Raw genomic sequence first — 4,584 nt, forward strand, 5'->3', positions numbered from 1 at the left:
GCCACGGGCACACTGCCGACGCGATCGAGAACCTCGAAGAACTTCGCCTTGAGTTCCACGGAAACGGACACGGTCCTCGCAACCCCCAGAAGATCCGGGTGTTGCGAGGACCACTAGACCCCAAGCGATAGGAAGGGGCCCTTCCTTACAGCTGGGGCAGGGCTTCGAGGATGAGCCAGAGTCCGCAGACGGCGAAGAGGACCGCCGCGCCGTACTTGATGGCCTTCTCCGGCAGCTTCCGGCCGAGCAACCGGCCGACCAGGATGGCCAGCGCGTCCGCGGCGACCATGCCGACCGTCGAGCCGATCCAGGTGCCGAACCAGCCGTACTGGGTGGCCAGGGTGATGGTGGCGAGCATGGTCTTGTCCCCCAGCTCGGCCAGGAAGAACGCCACCCCGACGGCCAGCACGGCCGACTTGCCACCCCGTTCGGCCTTACGCTTCTCCTCCTCGGTGAGCCGGTCCCCACGCAGGGTCCAGGCCCCGAAGCCGAGGAACGCGACACCGGCGATCAGGGAGATCCACCCGGTGGGCAGGGTCGCGCCCAGTCCGTAGCCGATCGCCACCGACACCAGGTGCACCACCGCCGTGGCGACGGTGATGCCGATGAGCACCGGTACCGGTTTGAAACGGGTGGCGAACGTCAACGCCATCAACTGCGACTTGTCGCCCAGCTCGGCGACGAAGATGACGCCGAAACTGATCACCAGCGCCGCGAGGAAACCTTCCATGACACCCTTCCCGGTCAGCACCGGGTCGGGGTACGGGCGACCTCGACCCGGCTGCAACAGCCTGAGTCGAAGGTCTCGCCCGCCCCACCGAAGTGAGGCCGCGTGGCCGGATGCGCGTGCGCACCAGTATGTCGACCACGACATTGGGAGCTACTCCCCTTCGCGGTCCCGAGCCTAGCCGATGCCGCTGGCCACCCGACGGTGGAGGTGGCCCGGCTCACCCTGGCCGGCCCGGCTCACCCTGGCCGGCCCGGCTCACCCTGGCCGGCCCGGCTCACCCTGGCCGGCCCGGCTCACCCTGGCCGGCCCGGCTCACCCACCCGACCACGGGTCACCCGGCCCGGCCGGCGACGGGGTACTGCCCGCCGCCGAGCGGGCCGCCCGACCCGTCACACCGCCTGGGCCAGGCTGACCCCGAACAGGCCCCGCCGGTCGGTCCAGAACCGTGGAACGGCGAACCCGGCGGCGGCCAGTTCGGCGGCGATCCCCTCCGGGCGGAACTTCGCCGACACCTCGGTACGCAGCTCCTCGCCCTCGGCGAAGTCGACGGTGAGGTCCAGGACCCGGACCCGCATCGGCCGGGTGGCCCGCAGCCGCATCTCGATCCACTCCTGCTGCGGGTCCCAGAGTGCCACATGCGTGAAGGCTCCCGGGTCGAAGTCGGCGCCCAACTCCCGGTTCACCACGTGCAGCACGTTCCGGTTGAACTCGGCGGTCACCCCGGCGGAGTCGTCGTACGCCGGGACGATCACCGAGGGGTCCTTGACCAGGTCGGTGCCGATCAGCAGCCAGTCCCCCGTCTCGAGGGCGGCCCGCATCGCGGCGAGGAACTCCGCCCGCTCGGCCGGTAGCAGGTTGCCGATGGTGCCGCCGAGGAAGGCGACCAGTCGCCGGCCCCCGGTGGGCAGCCGGTCGAGCTGCCGGGTGAAGTCCCCGACGATCCCGCGTACCCGCAGCCCGGGATACTCCCGGGCGATCTGCGCGGTGGACTGCCGCAGGGCGCTGACCGAGACGTCCAGCGGTACGAACGTGCCGAGCCCGCCGTGCCGGGTGAACGCGTCCAGCAGCAGCCGGGTCTTCTCCGACGACCCGGAACCCAGCTCGATCAGGGTCTTCGCGCCGGTCGTCGCGGCGATGTCGGCGGCCCGCTCGACCAGGATCGCCCGTTCGGCCCGGGTCGGGTAGTACTCCGGCAGCCGGGTGATCTCCTCGAAGAGCGCGCTGCCCCGGGCGTCGTAGAACCACTTCGGTGGCAGCCACTTGTCTGCTGCGGTGAGCCCGGCGCGCACGTCGGTGCGCAGCGCGGCGGCCAGGTCGTGCTCCTCCAGGTGGATCTCCAACGGCTCGGCGCCCATTCAGCTCTCCTTCGCGATCGGATCGGTGTGCACGTACGTGGTGGTGGCGACCAGCAGGTGCCCGTCCGGCACGGCCCGCCAGGCCGGATCGTCGTCGAGCGGTTCGGAGGCGACCAGCACCGAGCCGGGGGCGGCCCGGACCGACAGGGCGTGCCCGGCGGCGGTGCCCACCACCGTCCGCCCGTCGGTGAGCAGCAGGTTCAACCGGGAGCCGGGCGCGGCGGCGGCCACCGCGCGGACCGTCGCGGCGACCGCGTCGGCCGGCGGTTCCCCGGCGCGCAGCCGATGCCGGACCAGCGCCCAGAGCAGCGCCGCGTCGGTCGGGGCGTCCAGGGTGAGCAGGTCGCGTACCGGCAGCGCCCCGGCGAGTCCGGTGACCGTGTCCGGCCAGCCGGCCACCACCCCGTTGTGGCTGAACAGCCACCGCCCCTCGGCGAAGGGCGCGGCGGCGGTGGCCACCACCGGCATGCCGACCGTGGCCGAGCGCACCGCGGCCAGTACCGCCCCGGCGGTGGTCACCTCCGCCAGGGCCGCCAGCGTCGGATCGCCCCAGATCGGCTCGGCCCGGCGGTAGCGCACCGGCTGATCGGCGTCCGGCGGGTACCAGCCGACGCCGAACCCGTCGGCGTTGACCGTGCCGCCGCCGCGCATGTCCGCCGGCGCCCAGGACTGCCGGACCAGGGAGTGCGGCGGCGCGTGGAGCAGTGTGGCGAGGGTGACCGGTGGCCCCAGGTAGGCCAGGTGCCGACACATCAGCCGGGGCCCGTCAGCCGTCGGCTTCGCCGGGTCGGGGGTCCCGGGCGCAGCGGAACCCGCTGAAGATCTGCCGCCGGATGGGCAGGTCCCAGTTGCGGAAGGTACCCCGGCAGGCGGCCCGGTCGGTACCGAAGGAGCCGCCGCGCAGCACCCGGTACGTGTCGCCGAAGAAGACCTCGGAGTACTCCCGGTACGGGAAGGCGGCGAAGCCGGGATAGCCGGTGAACGGGCTGGCCGTCCACTCCCAGACGTCCCCGATGAGCTGGTGCACGCCGAGCGGCGACGCGCCGGCCGGGTACGCGCCGATCGGTGCCGGCCACAGGTGCCGCTGCCCGAGGTTGGCGTGCGCGGGGGTGGGGTCCGCGTCGCCCCACGGGTGGCGGCGGGACCGGCCGGTCGCCGGGTCCCAGCGGGCCGCCTTCTCCCACTCCGCCTCGGTGGGCAACCGCTTGCCGGCCCAGGCGGCGTACGCCTCGGCCTCGAAGTAGCAGACGTGCACCACCGGTTCGTCGTCGCGGAGCGGGGACCAGCGGCCGAACCGCTGGTACGCCCAGCCGTCGCCGTCGCGTCGCCAGTGCATCGGGGCGGTCAGCCCGGCGGCCTGCCGGTGCGCCCAGCCCGCGTCGCTCCACCAGCGCGGGTCGTCGTACCCGCCGTCGGCGACGAACGCCCGGTAGTCGCCGTTGCTGACCGGGGCCGCGTCGATGAGGTACGCCGGCAGGTGCACCCGGTGGGCGGGGCGTTCGTTGTCCAACGCCCACGGGTCGGTGGAGGTACCCATCTCGAACGGCCCGGCCGGGACGAGCACCTCGCCGGTCACCGGACGGTCGGCCGGCGGGGGTGGCGGTGCGCCGAGCACCGGGCGGCCGACCCGCAACTGGTGGGTGGCGAGCATGGTCTCGTCGTGCTGCTGTTCGTGCTGGACGATCATTCCGAAGGCGAACCCGTCGGCGACCAGCGGCCGTTCGTCGAACCGTACCCGGTCCAGCAGGTCGAACACCTTGTCCCGGACGGTCCGCAGGTAGGCGCGGGCCTCGGCCGGTGGGAGCAGGGGCAGCGACGGGCGGTCCCGGCGGGGCTGCTTGAACGCGTCGTAGAGGTCGTCGATGTCGTGCCGGACCGGTTCGCGCCCGCCGACGTCGCGCACCAGCCACAGTTCCTCCTGGTTGCCGACGTGGGCCAGGTCCCAGACCAGCGGTGACATGATCGTCGAGTGCTGGCGCATCAGGTCGTCGGTGTCGACCGCGTCGGTGAGCAGGGCGGTCCGCTGCCGGGTCCGGGTCAGTTCGGCGGCGATCCGGTCGCGCAGCTGCGCGTCGGGCAGGCCGGACGGCGGCCCGGCGGTCGGCGGGTGGACGGCTGGGCTGGTCACCGGTGTCCCCTTTCCGCGGCGGCGATCCGGCGCCGCAGGTCGTCGCTGATCTCGGTCCGTCGGTCGGTGGGCAGGCCGGTCCGGTCCAGGTGCCGCAGGGCCAGGCCGAGCACGGTCGCGGCGACCCGGGACAGCGCCGGGTCGGCCAGCCCGTGCCGGGCCGCGTCGCCCCACCGGTCGGCCACCGGCAGGCAGGTCGCCGTCACCTCCGCCACCGTCGTCGGATCGGCGAACAGCGCGGCGAGCACCGCGACCGGGGTGAGCCAGGCCCGTCCCGGCTGGGCGTCCAGGTAGCGGACCTCCAGGTAGCCACGGGGTCGTACCGGCGGGAAGAGTGTGCTCAAGTGGTAGTCGAGGTCGTCGGTGGTGGG

5 protein-coding genes are annotated in these 4,584 nt (G+C 73.4%); all 5 read right to left on the bottom strand.

What is annotated here, in order from left to right; translation table 11 throughout:
* Positions 1 to 145 precede the first annotated feature (145 nt).
* A complete protein-coding gene (locus GSF22_RS30970) occupies positions 146 to 730 on the bottom strand; it encodes a TMEM165/GDT1 family protein (RefSeq protein WP_208817460.1) in 585 nt (194 codons plus the stop codon).
* Between the two features lie 389 nt (positions 731 to 1,119).
* Positions 1,120 to 2,085 (bottom strand): L-histidine N(alpha)-methyltransferase, encoded by a 966-nt coding sequence (gene egtD / locus GSF22_RS30975; protein WP_208817458.1) that lies wholly within the window; start codon positions 2,083 to 2,085, stop codon positions 1,120 to 1,122.
* Complete coding sequence (gene egtC / locus GSF22_RS30980; protein WP_208817459.1) at positions 2,086 to 2,838, bottom strand: ergothioneine biosynthesis protein EgtC; 753 nt, start codon at positions 2,836 to 2,838, stop codon at positions 2,086 to 2,088.
* A 13-nt stretch (positions 2,839 to 2,851) separates the two neighbouring features.
* A complete protein-coding gene (gene egtB / locus GSF22_RS30985; RefSeq protein ID WP_208817461.1) occupies positions 2,852 to 4,165 on the bottom strand; it encodes an ergothioneine biosynthesis protein EgtB in 1,314 nt (437 codons plus the stop codon).
* Between the two features lie 44 nt (positions 4,166 to 4,209).
* Positions 4,210 to 4,584: glutamate-cysteine ligase family protein (locus GSF22_RS30990; protein WP_244454457.1), on the bottom strand; the 375-nt coding region annotated here is incomplete at its 5' end.

It is taken from the genome of Micromonospora echinofusca, assembly GCF_017614955.1.
Taxonomy (GTDB): domain Bacteria; phylum Actinomycetota; class Actinomycetes; order Mycobacteriales; family Micromonosporaceae; genus Micromonospora; species Micromonospora echinofusca_A.

Bases quoted from the DNA above. Each gene is read 5' to 3' on its own strand.
- egtC (WP_208817459.1), bottom strand. From the start codon at position 2,838: ATGTGTCGGCACCTGGCCTACCTGGGGCCACCGGTCACCCTCGCCACA.
- egtD (WP_208817458.1), bottom strand. From the start codon at position 2,085: ATGGGCGCCGAGCCGTTGGAGATCCACCTGGAGGAGCACGACCTGGCC.
- GSF22_RS30970 (WP_208817460.1), bottom strand. From the start codon at position 730: ATGGAAGGTTTCCTCGCGGCGCTGGTGATCAGTTTCGGCGTCATCTTC.